Source organism: Cytophaga aurantiaca DSM 3654 (genome assembly GCF_000379725.1).
Classification (GTDB): domain Bacteria; phylum Bacteroidota; class Bacteroidia; order Cytophagales; family Cytophagaceae; genus Cytophaga; species Cytophaga aurantiaca.
The window spans coordinates 86,730-101,473 of record NZ_KB903664.1 but is presented as its reverse complement, the minus strand read 5'-3'; the positions used below and the strand labels follow the sequence as shown (position 1 = coordinate 101,473).

Sequence of the window (14,744 nt, the reverse complement as noted above, 5' to 3'; positions counted from 1 at the left end):
ATTGTTGTCAATCGTATTTCAAATATATAAATTTTTATACCTATAATCCATATTTAGCTAAATAATATTCCACAATTATTCAAAATTCAGAAATAACGATATGGTATTGGAAGACAACCTCGATAAACTTGAACTATAGATATTTGGATCATTATTTAATAGATTTAACAAGCCGTGGGAAAAGCGTATTTCGGGGGAGAATTTAAATAACGGACAATAAATATCCATACCAACCCCCATATCCAGACAGAAATCAAAGCCATTGGTACGTAAATCGCTCGGTTTACGCTGCTTTTTCTTCGCTCCCGCTTCAATTCCTGCCTTAAAACCGCCCAGTACATACATTCTTGAATTTCCTCTGCGCATAGATTTATACTTTAACATCAGTGGAATTTCCATAAAAGTGGATTCAATAGACTGTGTTTCAGAACTATTTGCAAAGTCATATGTAATGCTGCGGCTGTAAAAACCCACCGTTGGCAATACACGCAAATCAAAGTGATCGTGCAAGCGAAAGTTCACGATAAAACCCAAAGAAAAGCCGGGGGTGTATGTTGGAGTAACGTTCATCGCTGTATCAGCAGGATTACTTAAATAGTCTGAAGATACTTTTGATTTAAAACCCGAAGCATTTACCCCTAATGTAAACCCATAATGCATGAATTTATCATCATAAAAAGGCAGGTTTGTCCATCTCGGATCCTGGGCTTGAACTTTAAGAATAACAAATAAGGATAATACGAGCAGGCTGAAGGATTTCATGCAATTATGTAAACTATGTATTTCTTTTATTTTTTCCCGACATACGATGTACATACGCCAAATGTAAAGGGCTTATAATGCTGTACACTAAATCCAATTTTTTCCAGAATCGCACAAAATGCTTTACCATCCGGAAAGGCATTTACCGAGTCCGGCAAATAGGTATAAGCTGCTGTATCTTTGGATACCAGCTTCCCTACCATTGGTAAAATATTTTTGAAGTAAAACTGATATACCTGCTTAAAAGGGGCCTTTTGAGGCTTAGAAAACTCTAAAACCATAATATTGCCGCCTGGTTTAAGCACCCGGTGTATTTCAGACAATCCCAATTCAAGATGTTGAAAATTGCGTACACCAAAGGAAACGATTACTGCATCAAAAGTATTGTCTGCAAATTCAATTTTTTCTGAATCGCCTTTTTGCAAACGGATAATGTTGTCCAGATTTTTCTTTGCAATTTTTTCTCTGCCTATCTGCAGCATGTTCTCTGCAATATCAATTCCTACAATAGATGTTGGCTTTAGCCTTGTTGCCGCTTCGATTGCCAGATCTGCAGTACCTGTAGCAACATCTAAGATGTAGGCAGGTTTATCTTTTTTAAGCAAATTGAGTGCTTGCTTTCTCCATATTTTATCAATTCCTAAACTTAAAACACGGTTTAATAAATCGTATTTGGGAGAAATATTATTAAACATAAGCTCTACTTGCTCACGTTTTTCACTCTCTTTTTCCTGGTATGGCTTAATTGTTACTGACATAGGCGCAAAGGTACAAAATAGTTGTCAGTTGTCAGTTGTCAGTTATCAGAAAAATCCGTGCTCTTTCTTTATTTGCAGTCCCTTTAGGGACATAATATCTGTAGAAATTACGAATTAAATAAATAAAAATTTACAAGTCCCATTGGGACGGTATATTATAAAGGCGTTATCAGTCGCTCCTAAACGGAGCTCCGTACATTAAATAATTATTGGGATAGATGTTCTACAGATATTTCATCCCTACGGGATGAAGCATAATCACAATAAAATCATTGAATTCAACTACTCTACAACTATCTCGACTCTTCTGTTTTTGGATCTGCCGGCTTCTGTATCATTCGTAGCCACAGGTTTTGTCGACCCATAAGAAGCGACTTTAATTCTGGAAGCAAGTATTCCTTTTGACTCTAAATACTCTTTAACATTTGCTGCTCTTTTTTGAGCCAATGTTGTATTCACAGATTCAGGACCGGAGCCATCGGCATGCCCACTGATGGAAATCGTTGCATTCGGATTTTTCTCCAAAATAGAGACAAGCTCTCTCAATTCTGCTTTGGTTGAAGGTCCTACAGTGGATATGTTGACAGCAAAATAAAACGTTTGCTGTATTTTTTGAGCAGCAACCGGTGTAGTAACAGTAGTATCAGCAGTTACAGGAGCCGTACTCTCATTTACTTGTTTATCCGGGATCACACAGTTGTACTTAACCGCTCTGTTCTTTTCACCGATCAATGCTATATGCAAGGTATCGCGTGCAATGGTATCCCTCCCGTCAAGAACAAATACAGAATAATTATTATCTGACAAGGCAGACACATCAAATGTTCCGTCATTCAATACTGTAGCCTGCGTTGATTTGGCATTTTTAGAAGCAGTTTCAAGAGGTATAATCTGAACAATTAATCCGTCTCTTTTTACAGGTGAATTATTTTTATCTACCAGTTGCCCTTTAATCACTGCATCTTCAATAGCGATGACTTCATAGATGTCTTTTTCACCATAACCACCGGTTCTGTAAGACGACAGATATCCTTTTTCCGAGGTGTGGCTTAATATAAAATACAGATCTTCATCCGGAGTATTTACAGGATACCCTAAATTAACCGGTTTGCTCCACGCCCCTGTTGCTGTATCCAAAGTTGATTTGAAGATATCATAACCACCCATACTGGTATGTCCGCGAGAGCTGAAATACATCGTTCTTCCATCCGCACTGATATAGGGAGCATCTTCGTCTTCGTCGGTATTAATTGTTGACGAAAGCGCCTGAGGTTTGCTCCAGGTACCATCCGTATTTTTAGTCAGATAATAAATATCTAAATCTCCGTTTTTCTTGAAATGGTTTGAAGCATAATACAACGTTTTACCATCTGCAGTGAGAAATACATCCGCTTCAAAATCTATTGAATTAATTTCCTCCAAAGAAACCGGTGTACTCCATGTTCCGTTTTTATTCTCCGTTGTATAAATGTCGCCGCCATGCAGATAACTGTATATAAATAATTTTGTATCGTTATCATACAATTGAATAGAGGCGTCGTGACCGGAAGTATTTAATTGAAACGATTCAGGTGCGGACCAGGTAACAGAATCAAGTTTATGCGAATAAAAAATATTTTCGAATGGTTCTCCGTCATATTCTTCTTTTGTATCAATCACATTGGCTCTTCTTGACGTAAATAAAAGTAAGGTGTCGTTTTGTGATAATACCGGACTGTGTTCAGAATAACTGGAGTTTATTGCAGCACCAACATTTTGAACTTTATAATTCGATGGATTTGAAATATAATCTGCACCGCACGTTAATTGGTATTTATACCTTTCAACTTCCTTGTACTGAATATTGTTTTTAGAGATTTTCTGTTGAAACTTATTGTAAAAAATAAAGGCCTTTTCAAAATCGTAATTCAAATGATAGGCTCTTCCTAACCAAAAATATAAGTATTTATTGTATGTTGAATCCTTCGCATATACCTTCTCCAGATTAATAAGCGCCTGCTCTTTGGAGAATCTATGCAGATTACATACACCGCTTTTATATAAAGCATTTAAATTATCCGGATCTGTTTTTAAAACCTGTTCAAAATACGGATACGCATTTTTATATTGCTCCTTGCTGAAACAACGTTCGCCCGGACGTACTAAAATCTTCGTGTTTTGTGCAACACTCTGTAATGAGAATATTAAACTAATTAAACAAACAGTATAAAAATATTTTAACATTTTCATTACAGCAGTATTATTGTTTTATAATTTTAAACTCTGTTCTTCTGTTTAATTCCCTACCATCTTCCTCATCATCATTGGACGCCAACGGTCTTGTTTCTCCATAGCCCTCATAACTTAAGCGGTCTTTAGAGATACCTTTTGAAACCAGCCAGTTTACAACTGCCTGCGCACGTCTTTTAGACAACACTCTGTTATATTCATCCGAGCCTTTGCTATCGGTATGTCCTGAAATTTCGATCTGCATACCCGGATTTTTCTCAAGCAACTGTAATAAATTATTTAGTTCTTTATTAGATGCCTGTTTCAACGTTGCTTTATCAAAATCAAAATAGATATTTCTCAATACATAAATATTTCCAACAGCTAACTTCTTCAACGCCAAGTTTTGAGTGATCTCCTGTGCGCTTGATGTTTGTCCAGGCACATTGAATGTTTTGTTCACAAAGCCGTACCCGTCTTTTTCAGCAGACAAAGTATATTGTGTAGCAGCTGCATTATGCACTACAAAGGAATACATCCCTTTATCGTTCGCTTGTACAACAGCAACTAATTCTCCATTTGCATCTGTAAGCTGAATGGATGTTACAATTGGCAAACCTGTATCCGCATCTTTGATCACCCCTTTAATGGTGATCGGAAGCATAGCCGTGGCAACAACAGGAACAGGAAGCGGATCCGGAGTAGTTACAACCGGCTGCACATCCAGGTTCATCGCTTTCATTTTTGCGATCAAGGCCTGCTTATCTTCTCTTGGAGGCATTGAGATCATGTAAATATCTTTTTCACCTACCCCATCATCTTTAGCAGATGCATAATACCCGTGAGAACCATCCCCTGACAATACGAAGTAAATATCATTATCTGCAGTATTGATTGGATACCCCATGTTAATCGGATCGGTCCATTCAGATCTTGTAGAATCGTAATAGGTTTTAAAAATATCATAGCCCCCCATCCCTTTATGTGCACGGGAAGAGAAATATAAGGTCATACCATCAAAATCCATAAACGGACCTTCGTCATCTTCTTCTGTATTGATAACCGGTCCTAAATTTACCGGCTTGCCCCAAAAACCTTTATCATTCATTTTAACCATATACAAATCAAGGCCGCCATAGCCGCCTTCTCTGTTACTAGCAAAAAACAAGGTGTTCCCATCCGGAGAAACGGCTGCTGCATTTTCATACGATGATCGGCTATTCACAGAGCCTTCAATTGGCAAAGGTTTAGACCATGAACCATCCGGGCGTTCCTTACAATAATAAATATCTCCGGAACCATCGTCTTTATAGATAAACAATTCCGAACCATCTGCAGACAAGGCTATACTTGCATCATGTCCATCTGTATTGATGTTCGCACCAATGTTTTGAGGCGTTCCCCATTGTCCGTTTACTTTTTTAGATATGTAAATATCTTCATAATACTGCCCTGTTTCATCCAGCAAGCCACCGGTACTTCCCGGTCTTCTTGAAGTAAAGATCATTACTTTTTCATCGGCAGAGATAACCGGTGCAAAATCAGGAGATGTTGAATTTAATACCTTGCCAACAGATTCGATCTTTACATCAACCGGCTTGGCCATGAATTCAATGCCATTGGCACATTCGTACAAACGTCTGTCTACTTTTTTCAGCAAAGGACTGCTAGATGGTAAGGTTGCTCTGAATTGTGTATAAAAATCAATTGCTTCAGCAAAACGAAGGTTTTCTTGATTAGCTACGCCTAAATTGAATAAAATATCCGGATCAACTTTAGGATCCAGCTTATACGCACTTTCAAAAAAAGATAAACATTTATGCGGGTAATCTGATTTTATATATTGTATACCTATTTTATTATTTAAACTCGCATTCGTTTTATTTAATTTATACGCTTCTAAATATAATCGTAAAGCAGTAGGATTGTCGCCTGCAGCTTTTGCTGCATCGCCATCCTTAATATACCTTTTTTCATTCTGAGCCTGAGTAATGTAGGAAAGACTTAAAAGTAAATAAGCAAAAAATAGGATTTTGAATATGAATGATCTGTAATTTGTCGATTCCATAATATTTAAAATTTCTAGAAATAATCTATATTTCTTCTTTTACACGAACTTAAATGTAAAGGTTACGTTTGAATTATACAATTTTCTGAAAAAAACTTTATTTTTCACTTCCTACTCCTATTTTTTAAAAATGGATGAATAATATCAATCGAAGTCCATCGTATGCATTTATTTTAGTAAATTGTAGACCCATTATCAATAACAGAATAGAGCCCATATGAAAATGAATGCAAAATTCATCAGTAGCTACGATGATTACAAAAAGTGCCCGGAGATGTCTACGCCCGAATATGCATTCATTGGACGATCAAACGTTGGAAAATCTTCTCTCATTAATGCCATTACGGGCGTTAAAAACCTGGCAATGACCTCGTCAAAGCCCGGAAAAACGCAATTGATCAATTTATTCAATATTGAGGATAAATGGATACTTGCCGATTTACCTGGTTACGGCTTTGCAAAAGCCAGTCAATCAAGCCGAATTAAGTGGGGAATGATGGTTCATGATTATTTAAAAAACCGAAGTAACCTTACCAACGTATTCTTACTTGTAGATTCCAGACATGCTCCTTTGAAATCGGATATGGAACAAATTACGTGGTTAGCCAGCAATGGAATACCATTTAGTTTGATCCTTACTAAAATTGATAAGCTTTCAAATTCTCAAAGCCTTAAAAATATTGCTATTTGGGAAGCAGAATTGAGCAAAGATTGGGAGGAATTGCCCAAAATTATAATAACCTCGTCTGAGTCAGGAAAAGGAAAAGACGAGTTATTAGAATATATAACAGCAATCAACAAACAGATTTCAAATTAAAGGGGATACTTACAATGATTTTCCCTATACTTGCAAACTAAACCGTAACCAAATTTCAGATTATGAAAAAATTCTTATTTGTTCTTACCCTAGGTTTAATTGCCATGATTTCATACAATGAAATTCAGGCTCAAGGTACACCAACAAAAGCTGTACCTGCTGCTCAATATTATGAAGGTGGACAGACTGCTATGTATGCATTTATTAATTCTCAGCTTTTATATCCGCCAACAGCAAAAAGAAATAGAATTCAAGGTGAATGCATTGTAGGAGGTGTATTAGAAGCAGATGGTACAATGTCCAATATCACTGTAGTAAAAAATATTGGTGGTGGTTGTGGCGAAGAAGCAGCGCGAATCGTGAAATTATTAAAATTCAAAGCGCCTGGTTTTAAACAGCAAACAAGCATCCCGGTATATTTCAAATTATAATTAATCATCAACAGTACCAATCATATTAAAATTACAATGGAGTTAAGAGAAGTAGCAGCTGTATCAGGCAGAGGTGGTTTATTCAAAATACTTAAACCAACTAAAAATGGTGTAATCCTTGAAGCAATTGATGCTTCAAAAAAACGTTTTGTTGCAGGTGCAAATGAACGCGTTTCTATCTTGAATGAAATTTCAATTTATACAACTGATAAAGAAGGATCCGTTGCATTAGAAACAATTTTACAAAAGATCAATGCGAAGTATGGTGCTGATACTAAAATAACACCTAAGTCATCTGATGATGAACTAGGCGCTTTCCTTGCTTCTGTTCTACCTGATTACGATCGCGAAAAAGTTTACCTTTCCGATATTAAAAAATTAGCAAACTGGTACGCAATATTATTTGCTAATTTTCCGGAAGTATTAACTCCGAAAGCTGCAGAGAAGAAAGCTGAAAAAACTTCAACCGCTGCAACTGTTGAAGCAGAAGCAACACCTGCTCCGGCTAAAAAAGCAGCAGCTAAAAAAGAAAAGGATGAAGCTGCTCCTGCAAAAGAAGCAGCAGCGGCTAAAAAACCAGCAGCTAAAAAAGCGGCTAAAGCAAAAGGTGAATAAATCCTTAGAAATATTTGAAATTCCTATACCAGAACATCCGGAGCTAGATACTCCGGATGTTTCTCTTTTTAAGGCCAGACTAACAAAGCAACTTCATTTTTTACTGGAAAAAGATACAGCAACTTTATGGAATGGTTTGTATCGAATTGATGTATCCGAAAAGAAAGTAAAAGAAATTTTTGAAGGCATTCCGGACAGCGGCGAGATCGCACAACGCTTATGTACACTCATTGTTGAGCGCTTAATACAAAAAATGAAGATTCGCAGAGCCTATTCTTCTGATTCGGATCTAGATAAACCGCTTTAATGTTTCTCTAACAGAAGCGACGTACCAGCCACCGAATAAGTTAACGTGAACCAATAACGGATAAAGATTATAAATATCTGCACGTGTATCGAAGAAGCCTTTATCTAAAGGCAATACCTCATTATAGGCATCATAAAACTCATCTTCAAAACCACCAAATAATTTAGTGAAGGCAATTTCAATTTCTCGATTTCCGTAATAGGTTGCGGGATCAACTAAGCAAACTGTTCCCTTCTGATTTAAGGTAAAGTTCCCGCTCCACAAATCACCGTGTAATAACGTTGGTCTCGACTGAGTAAGTAAATCAGGTAAGCGGTTTCCTACTTTATCGATCATTGCCATGATCTCAGGGCCCAAAACTTTTTCGGCTTTTTTTGCCTGAGGCATGATTCGTTCGTTCAGAAAAAAATCAACCCAATTGGCATTTTGTTTATTTGATTGAGGAAGAGATCCGATATAATTATCATACTCTAATCCGAATGTAGTACCTGTTACTTTATGTAATTCAGAAAGCGTTCTGCCAAAGTCTGCCCAAAAATCCGGCACACGTTTACCAGGTTCGATCAGTTTTAAAATAAAATAACTGATGTGATCAACGGTACCAAAACCAACAACTTCGGGCGTATTATGCGGAAGTACTTTTCTCAGCAATTCGAGATTACGTACTTCCTTTTCGAACATATCAACCAAACCTGCACGATTGGTCTTGATAAAGAAATTTCCTTGAGTAGATTTTACAGCAAATGCTCTGCTGGTATTTCCTCCTCCGATAGGGCGCACTTCATGGACTTTTACGTCTGCGCCTGCCACTTGTATTAATAAGGATTCTATCGTTTCTTTATTCATTAGTACACAAATTCAGTGTTCTTCTATCAGATTGAATGTTCTCTGCGAATATAGCTTAATAATTCATAGGATGAACGTTCAAGCATCTCAAAAACATCAGAAAATCCATCCATGCCACCATAATATGGATCCGGTACATCCTTTCCTTTAAACTCTTCATCAAAATCCCTCATCAATAAAACTTTAGCCGGAAAAGGTACGTCAGGAAACACCCTGGAAATGTTCGCAAAATTGCTTTTGTCCATTGCCAGAATATAATGTTGTTGCTGTAAGTCAGTGGCCTTAAACTCTTTTCCTTTGTGGCGTAAGATTACACCTTTTTTTCCACATGTTTCTATTGCCCGAATATCAGGGTTTTCACCGATATGATATGTGCTTGTTCCGGCTGAATCAATATTGAAATGATGAGCCAAACCTTCCCGTTCAACTACATTTTTAAAAATTCCTTCTGCCATTGGAGACCTGCAAATGTTCCCCAGACACACAAAAAGTACATTAATTTGATTCATTCAATCGTATTTACTTGTATAACAAAGTAACAGAAAATCCAACAAATTAACACCGTTGAATATTCAATATTTAGTATATCTTTTTCGATTAACATCCGTTAAGATGTACTATATTGCACCAAATTGTTAACTTGTTTAACATACCCGAATGAAAAAACAGAGTTCATTTTACGCAAAAGTTTTCACTCTTTACTTACTTATTTTTATAAGTTTTCTAATGAAAACGTACACTTCTGCTAATTTTTATAATTGGACGATTGCCCTTAAAGCAACCGAACAGTTTATGGTAGTTGAAGATCTATTCCACTATCCACTTACTCCACACCAGGCTAGATAATATACATTTATTAAGTAACTCAACGTTACTAAGAATGTATGTTGCAAATGAAAATCAAAATTTTAAACGTTTTTGATTTCATAAGCACATCAATTTTATTCAAATAATTTTGATTCCCTTCAACGATTTATTATCATTGTAACTAATTATCAATTAATAATTATTATTAACAAATAGTGATTCAAAATAGCATTTCACAACCTATTTCGCTTGAAGAAATAAAAAATAAATTGACTGAATATGGCCTTAAAGCCACACATCAGCGATTGGTTGTGTATGATGCATTACAAAAAACTCACTTACACCCTTCTGCAGAAGAAGTATATACGCTTATACATTCTGACAACCCTTCTATTTCTATCGCTACGGTTTATAATACCTTAGATAGTTTTGTTGAAGCAAAATTAATTACCCGCGTTTTATCGGAAGAAGGAAAAAGCAGATACGATTTCAACACGCATCAGCATCATCATATATACCTTTGCAATACCGATGAAATCATTGACTACCATGATCCGGAATTGCAAAAAATATTAACTGCGTATCTCAAGAAAAAAAAGCTTACCAATCTTACCATCCACGAACTACAGGTACACATTAAAGCAGAAGTCATTAATCCCAAACAAAAAATTTCCATTCAGTAAAATCAATAATTGTTCACTATAAAATAAAATAAATATGTCATTAGTAGGAAAAAAAGCTCCGTCATTTGTTGCGCCGGCTGTATTAAACGGATACGAAGTTGTTGAAGAATTTTCATTGGATCAGTATTTAGGCAAAAAATATGTTGTGTTTTATTTCTATCCAAAAGATTTCACATTTGTTTGTCCGACTGAAATTTTAGCTTTCCAGGAAAAACTTGCTGCATTTGAAGCAAAAGATACTGTAGTTGTAGGTTGTTCTACAGATACGGAAAACTCTCACGTTGCATGGTTGTCTATGCCGAAAAACAAAGGCGGCATACAAGGTGTAAAATATCCACTTGTAGCTGATACAGCAAAAACTATCTCAACAAACTACGGTGTATTAGGTGGTCATTTTGATGTTGATGACAACGGACTAATGATCTTCATTGGTGCTCCGATCGCATACAGAGGAACATTCTTAATCGATAAAGAAGGTATTGTTCGTCATGAAACAGTAAATGACTTCCCATTGGGTCGTAACATTGATGAGACGTTGCGTATGGTTGAAGCTTTACAACATGTTGAGAAATTCGGCGAAGTTTGTCCTGCTAACTGGGGCGAAGGCAAAGAAGCAATGAAAGCAACTGTTGAAGGTGTTTCTGATTACTTAGCAAAGAATTAGTTTCTAGTTACCAGGTACTAGCTTCTAGACAATGAAACAAGAAAGTCCTGCTAATTGGCGGGACTTTCTTGTTTATAATATATAATATTCAGAATAATATAGTTTTTAGTTTGCTATTACTTTTACTCTATGCTTTCTTTTGTCTAGCAACTGGAAGCTAGTGCCTAGTAACTCATTTGTTATTCTGTACTGTTCTTTCGTCTAGTAACTAGTACCTAGTAACTGGAAACTATTCCACATAATCCAAATCCTTACCAAACGTTTCAGGTAAGCGGTATATAGCGACAAAGGAGATCAGGAATAATAAACCTGTAACAATAAGTGCTGCTGTAGTTAAGCTATTATATTTTTGAGGGCTACTCAGATAATCAAACAACATTGCAATCGGCACCAATGAACCTCTTACAAAATTCGGAACAGTAGTAGCCGTTGTGGAACGCAGATTGGTACCGAACTGTTCGGATGCCACCGTTACAAACATAGCCCAGAAGCCAACAGAGAAGCCCAACAGCGTAATCATGATGTAATAAACGGTTGCAGATACATCATGCAGATTCAGATAAATTAAGATCTGAATGATACAGAATGTATAAAAAATATAAAATGCTTTTTTTCTGCTTTTCAATAATTGGGAAAGTGCACCGCTTGCAATATCTCCAAAAACCAAACCTGTATAACAAAACATAATACTGTACTCCCGCTCTAATACAGCAGTTCCGCTGATGCCCATTTCTGCAGCAAACTCCGGCGCTCTACCGATCAGCACACCAATGACAAACCAGATCGGCGATCCGATAACAATGCAGTAGAGGTATTTCCATGCGGTATTTTTATTTTTAAACAGATCAAAGAAATTTCCATGACGTACGTTTTCTCCTTTTGATTTTTCAAACATACCTGATTCAAACACTCCTATTCGCAGCAACAACAGCGATAAACCCAAACCACCGCCAATAAAATAAGCCGTCTGCCAGGACATAAACTTACCCACCAAAGCCGCAACAATAGCCCCCGTTACACCTACTGAAGCAACAATCATGGTTCCATAACCACGCTTCTCTTTGCTCATTACTTCACTTACCAGTGTGATGCCTGCACCCAGTTCGCCTGCTAAACCAAAGCCTGCTATAAATCTTAAAATACCATAAGCTAAAAATGCCTGATCTTTATCCTGAAATACATCCACAAAACCGTTTGCAATATTTGCCAACGAATACATGATAATGGATCCAAAAAGAACAGATAAACGGCCTTTTTTATCTCCCAGAATCCCCCAGAAGATCCCTCCAAGCAGCATTCCGATCATTTGAATATCCAGTAACTTCTGGAAGTCTTCAATAATATTTTCCTGAAAACCAATGCCCTTAATGCTTTTAACCCCAATGATCAAAAACAGCACCAGGTCATAAACGTCCACAAAATAGCCCAATGCCGCGACCAGCACGGTTGTGGTTATGGCGTTCTTAACAGTAGAATTCGTAGTATCTGATATCATATATATGTTACTTTTCAATAAAAATCCTCGCAAAATACAAAACAGATACATGCTTATCAAACATCTACAATTTCGTACCTTGCACTACTTATGAAATTCATATACGATTTATCAATTTATGTGTACAATTGGCTGATTGTGCTGGCCAAATTGGGTGGAAATAAAAAAGCTGCATTTATTTCTGAAGGCAGAAAAGCAACCTTTTCGAAAATTGAATCTTTTAGAAGTTCATACAAAGATCCGATCGCATTGTTTCATTGCGCATCATTGGGAGAATTTGAGCAAGCGCGCCCTGTAATTGAAGCATGGAAAAAACAATATCCTGAATACAAGATTGCTGTTAGCTTCTATTCTCCTTCAGGTTATGAGGTGCGTAAAAATTACGCGCAGGCAGATCTGATTGTTTACTTACCTGCAGATACAAAAAAAGAAGCTCAGGCTTTCATACACGACCTTTCTCCTGCTATTGTATTTATTGTGAAGTATGAATTCTGGCTGAATCTATTGGATGCTATAGCAGATAAAAAAATTCCTTTGTTTCTAATATCGGGTGTGTTCCGTAAAAAACTATTGTTCTTCCGCACAGGCGGCGGCTTCATGCGCAAGCGTCTGCATGCATTCTCGCACTTCTTTTTGCAGGATCGTAATTCAGGTGAATTATTAACATCTATCGGTTTTAAGAACTGGTCTGTTTCCGGCGATACACGTTTTGATCGGGTTCAACAAACAGCCCGTGCAGCAAAACAATTGACAGAAATCGAAACATTTAAACAACAAAAACCATTGTTGGTTATTGGTAGCGGCTGGCAAGCAGATATGAATGTATTGATCCCATTCATAAATGCATTTGATCAAGAATTGAAAATCATTTTTGCTCCGCATGAAATTCATTCAAAAGAAATTGAGGAAGTAACAAAACAGCTTACTAAAAAAAGTATACTGTACTCAGGCTTCAACAAAGAACAAGCTGCAGACGCGGATATACTTGTGATCGATAATATCGGCATGCTCTCCTCTATTTATGCCTATGCAGATTATGCCTACGTTGGCGGCGCCTTTGGCAGTGGACTTCATAACATTTTAGAACCTGCTGTGTTTGGTTCTCCGATCTTCTTTGGACCAAAAATAAAAAAGTTTCCGGAAGCAGCCTGGCTGATCAAATTGGGTTATGCAAAAAGTATTACCTCTACAGAAACATTTACAAAAGAGTTTAATACGATTTATGAATCCATAACACTACAGAATTCTATCCGATCCGGTTTGAAAAGTACCATGCTGCAGGCTTGTGGGGCCACAGATCACATCATGAATACTTTATCAAAAGACTCTACTCTTAATTTCAACACGCCTACCCGATGAAAGGTACAATTTACAAATCAACAGGATCCTGGTATTCGGTTAAAGCAGAAGATGGTTCATTTTACAATGCACGTTTACGTGGTAAATTTAAAAATCTGGATCTGAAAGTAACAAATCCTTTATCAGTAGGCGACTTTGTTGAAATGACGATTGATCCGTTAACTCCAACGGAGGCAGTTATTTTTACAATTGTTCCCCGCACCAATTACATCATCCGCAGGTCTTCACACAAAACTGCATTCGGACATTTAATTGCCTGCAACATCGATCAAAGTATTTTACTGGTAACACTTAAACAACCTAAAACTTCGATTGGATTTATCGATCGTTTTTTAATTTCCTGTGAAGCATTTCGTATTCCGGCAGTTATTGTATTTAACAAATCAGATTTATACAACGACGAATTGATGGAAGAATATTTGTATTTAAAAGATGTATACACGCCTTTGGGATACACATGTATTTTAACATCGATGGAAAAAGAAGATGGCTTGCAAGAATTAATGCCCCTGCTATATGGTAAGACCTCTGTTATCTCAGGACATTCAGGTGTAGGTAAGTCAACCTTGGTGAATAAAATATTTCCTGAGCTTGCGCTTCGGACAGACATCATTTCCGATCATTCACAAAAAGGAAAACATACAACTACGTTTGCAGAAATGTACGATCTTGATGAAACATCAAAAGTGATCGACACTCCGGGTATTAAAGAATTGGGATTATTTGAAATTGAAGACAATGTGCTCTCGCATTATTTTCCGGAGATGAGAAAGTTGATGGGACAATGCCGCTTTCACAACTGCAGACACACCAACGAGCCGGGGTGTAAAGTTAAAGACGCTGTTGAAGCCTTTACTATTGCTCCGACACGTTACGAAAGTTATTGCAGTATCTTATTTGAAAAAGAAACCCATCGCTAAGAGC

General features: G+C 36.9%; 15 protein-coding genes. 8 read left to right on the top strand and 7 right to left on the bottom strand.

Annotation, left to right across the window (positions count from 1 at the left end; all coding sequences use genetic code 11):
* Window positions 1-75 precede the first annotated feature (75 nt).
* From sprT to A3EE_RS0117425, 4 genes are all read right to left on the bottom strand, one after another.
* Window positions 76-762 carry a type IX secretion system protein SprT gene (gene sprT, locus A3EE_RS0117440; protein WP_018344729.1) on the bottom strand — a complete coding sequence of 229 codons (687 nt, stop codon included), beginning with the start codon at window positions 760-762 and terminating at the stop codon, window positions 76-78.
* A 26-nt stretch (window positions 763-788) separates the two neighbouring features.
* The gene (gene ubiE, locus A3EE_RS0117435; RefSeq protein WP_018344728.1) at window positions 789-1,520 is read right to left on the bottom strand and encodes a bifunctional demethylmenaquinone methyltransferase/2-methoxy-6-polyprenyl-1,4-benzoquinol methylase UbiE; all 732 of its coding nucleotides are present in this window, start codon (window positions 1,518-1,520) and stop codon (window positions 789-791) included.
* Window positions 1,521-1,802: 282 nt separating this feature from the next.
* On the bottom strand, window positions 1,803-3,749 hold the full coding sequence (locus A3EE_RS0117430) for an OmpA family protein (RefSeq protein ID WP_157447087.1): 1,947 nt from the start codon (window positions 3,747-3,749) through the stop codon (window positions 1,803-1,805).
* Between the two features lie 10 nt (window positions 3,750-3,759).
* Window positions 3,760-5,796 carry an OmpA family protein gene (locus A3EE_RS0117425; protein ID WP_018344726.1) on the bottom strand — a complete coding sequence of 679 codons (2,037 nt, stop codon included), beginning with the start codon at window positions 5,794-5,796 and terminating at the stop codon, window positions 3,760-3,762.
* 217 nt (window positions 5,797-6,013) lie between these two features.
* Here A3EE_RS0117425 and yihA point away from each other — a divergent pair, with 217 nt between their 5' ends.
* The 4 genes from yihA (at window position 6,014) to A3EE_RS0117405 (ending at window position 7,966) form a co-directional block, all read left to right on the top strand.
* The gene (gene yihA / locus A3EE_RS0117420; RefSeq protein WP_018344725.1) at window positions 6,014-6,613 is read left to right on the top strand and encodes a ribosome biogenesis GTP-binding protein YihA/YsxC; all 600 of its coding nucleotides are present in this window, start codon (window positions 6,014-6,016) and stop codon (window positions 6,611-6,613) included.
* A gap of 62 nt (window positions 6,614-6,675) precedes the next feature.
* Window positions 6,676-7,044, top strand: a complete 369-nt coding sequence (locus A3EE_RS0117415; RefSeq protein WP_018344724.1) for an energy transducer TonB — start codon at window positions 6,676-6,678, stop codon at window positions 7,042-7,044.
* A gap of 36 nt (window positions 7,045-7,080) precedes the next feature.
* Window positions 7,081-7,659 (top strand): DUF5606 family protein, encoded by a 579-nt coding sequence (locus A3EE_RS0117410; RefSeq protein WP_018344723.1) that lies wholly within the window; start codon window positions 7,081-7,083, stop codon window positions 7,657-7,659.
* The gene (locus A3EE_RS0117405; protein ID WP_018344722.1) at window positions 7,652-7,966 is read left to right on the top strand and encodes a hypothetical protein; all 315 of its coding nucleotides are present in this window, start codon (window positions 7,652-7,654) and stop codon (window positions 7,964-7,966) included. Before A3EE_RS0117410 ends, A3EE_RS0117405 begins: the two co-directional genes overlap by 8 nt.
* Here the strand turns inward: A3EE_RS0117405 and A3EE_RS0117400 are convergent.
* Window positions 7,949-8,812, bottom strand: a complete 864-nt coding sequence (locus A3EE_RS0117400) for a fructosamine kinase family protein (RefSeq protein WP_018344721.1) — start codon at window positions 8,810-8,812, stop codon at window positions 7,949-7,951. The two genes, A3EE_RS0117405 and A3EE_RS0117400, sit on opposite strands and share 18 nt — an antisense overlap.
* A gap of 26 nt (window positions 8,813-8,838) precedes the next feature.
* Window positions 8,839-9,321 carry a low molecular weight protein-tyrosine-phosphatase gene (locus tag A3EE_RS0117395; RefSeq protein ID WP_026209849.1) on the bottom strand — a complete coding sequence of 161 codons (483 nt, stop codon included), beginning with the start codon at window positions 9,319-9,321 and terminating at the stop codon, window positions 8,839-8,841.
* A gap of 513 nt (window positions 9,322-9,834) precedes the next feature.
* On the opposite strand from A3EE_RS0117395, the gene A3EE_RS0117385 reads away from it, so the two are divergent.
* Together A3EE_RS0117385 and A3EE_RS0117380 are read left to right on the top strand one after the other, a co-directional pair.
* Window positions 9,835-10,302, top strand: coding sequence for a Fur family transcriptional regulator (locus A3EE_RS0117385; protein ID WP_018344718.1), 468 nt, complete (start codon window positions 9,835-9,837; stop codon window positions 10,300-10,302).
* Between the two features lie 34 nt (window positions 10,303-10,336).
* Window positions 10,337-10,966, top strand: coding sequence for a peroxiredoxin (locus A3EE_RS0117380; protein ID WP_018344717.1), 630 nt, complete (start codon window positions 10,337-10,339; stop codon window positions 10,964-10,966).
* Window positions 10,967-11,195: 229 nt separating this feature from the next.
* Here A3EE_RS0117380 and A3EE_RS0117375 read toward each other — a convergent pair whose 3' ends face one another.
* Window positions 11,196-12,461 (bottom strand): MFS transporter, encoded by a 1,266-nt coding sequence (locus A3EE_RS0117375; protein WP_018344716.1) that lies wholly within the window; start codon window positions 12,459-12,461, stop codon window positions 11,196-11,198.
* A gap of 90 nt (window positions 12,462-12,551) precedes the next feature.
* Between A3EE_RS0117375 and A3EE_RS0117370 the strand changes: the two genes are divergently transcribed.
* Window positions 12,552-13,820 carry a 3-deoxy-D-manno-octulosonic acid transferase gene (locus tag A3EE_RS0117370; RefSeq protein WP_018344715.1) on the top strand — a complete coding sequence of 423 codons (1,269 nt, stop codon included), beginning with the start codon at window positions 12,552-12,554 and terminating at the stop codon, window positions 13,818-13,820.
* Window positions 13,817-14,740, top strand: a complete 924-nt coding sequence (rsgA, locus tag A3EE_RS0117365) for a ribosome small subunit-dependent GTPase A (RefSeq protein ID WP_018344714.1) — start codon at window positions 13,817-13,819, stop codon at window positions 14,738-14,740. Before A3EE_RS0117370 ends, rsgA begins: the two co-directional genes overlap by 4 nt.
* Window positions 14,741-14,744: the final 4 nt, after the last annotated feature.

Excerpts from the sequence above, each read along its gene's own strand:
- A3EE_RS0117410 (WP_018344723.1), top strand. The coding sequence starts at position 7,081 with ATGGAGTTAAGAGAAGTAGCAGCTGTATCAGGCAGAGGTGGTTTATTC.
- A3EE_RS0117400 (WP_018344721.1), bottom strand. The coding sequence starts at position 8,812 with ATGAATAAAGAAACGATAGAATCCTTATTAATACAAGTGGCAGGCGCA.
- A3EE_RS0117425 (WP_018344726.1), bottom strand. The coding sequence starts at position 5,796 with ATGGAATCGACAAATTACAGATCATTCATATTCAAAATCCTATTTTTT.
- A3EE_RS0117395 (WP_026209849.1), bottom strand. The coding sequence starts at position 9,321 with ATGAATCAAATTAATGTACTTTTTGTGTGTCTGGGGAACATTTGCAGG.
- A3EE_RS0117380 (WP_018344717.1), top strand. The coding sequence starts at position 10,337 with ATGTCATTAGTAGGAAAAAAAGCTCCGTCATTTGTTGCGCCGGCTGTA.
- A3EE_RS0117415 (WP_018344724.1), top strand. The coding sequence starts at position 6,676 with ATGAAAAAATTCTTATTTGTTCTTACCCTAGGTTTAATTGCCATGATT.
- ubiE (WP_018344728.1), bottom strand. The coding sequence starts at position 1,520 with ATGTCAGTAACAATTAAGCCATACCAGGAAAAAGAGAGTGAAAAACGT.
- A3EE_RS0117370 (WP_018344715.1), top strand. The coding sequence starts at position 12,552 with ATGAAATTCATATACGATTTATCAATTTATGTGTACAATTGGCTGATT.
- yihA (WP_018344725.1), top strand. The coding sequence starts at position 6,014 with ATGAAAATGAATGCAAAATTCATCAGTAGCTACGATGATTACAAAAAG.
- sprT (WP_018344729.1), bottom strand. The coding sequence starts at position 762 with ATGAAATCCTTCAGCCTGCTCGTATTATCCTTATTTGTTATTCTTAAA.
- A3EE_RS0117375 (WP_018344716.1), bottom strand. The coding sequence starts at position 12,461 with ATGATATCAGATACTACGAATTCTACTGTTAAGAACGCCATAACCACA.
- rsgA (WP_018344714.1), top strand. The coding sequence starts at position 13,817 with ATGAAAGGTACAATTTACAAATCAACAGGATCCTGGTATTCGGTTAAA.
- A3EE_RS0117430 (WP_157447087.1), bottom strand. The coding sequence starts at position 3,749 with ATGAAAATGTTAAAATATTTTTATACTGTTTGTTTAATTAGTTTAATA.